We start from the raw sequence: 365 nt of genomic DNA, 5'->3' as shown, positions 1-365 counted from the left end.
CAGCAATTCTCGCTCAATATAATTCCAGGCTGTTTTTCGAACAAGTTTCTTTTTTTAAAACATCGAGTCCGATATTTAGCGCCTGCGTTACGTTTGACCCTTTTATTTCAGGCAGGGGTAAGTTTACGCAATTAAGCGCATTTACCCCTATCTCTTTATTTATTTTCTTTTGACAGTTATCACCTCGTAATCATTTTGATTCAATGTAAAATCCATTAACACTTCCCAAGACTCAATTATCATTTTTTCTATAATGAATCTGAATCCATCCCACAAGTTTTTCTTTGAGCCATTGGCTTTACGACATGCTTGGTATATACCACAGGTGAGTTCAAATATTTGATGATAGAAAAACGCCAGTAAGG

At 35.6% G+C, this 365-nt stretch carries 1 protein-coding gene; it reads right to left on the bottom strand.

Annotated elements, in window-relative coordinates:
* Positions 1–159 precede the first annotated feature (159 nt).
* The coding region (locus CJF42_RS28265; protein WP_212668885.1) for a hypothetical protein at positions 160–365 on the bottom strand (206 nt) is incomplete at its 5' end.

The sequence above is a fragment of the Pseudoalteromonas sp. NBT06-2 genome (assembly GCF_002276045.1).
Lineage (GTDB): Bacteria > Pseudomonadota > Gammaproteobacteria > Enterobacterales > Alteromonadaceae > Pseudoalteromonas.
The sequence above is the reverse complement of the archived record's forward strand: the minus strand, read 5'-3'. Positions and strand labels throughout refer to the sequence as shown.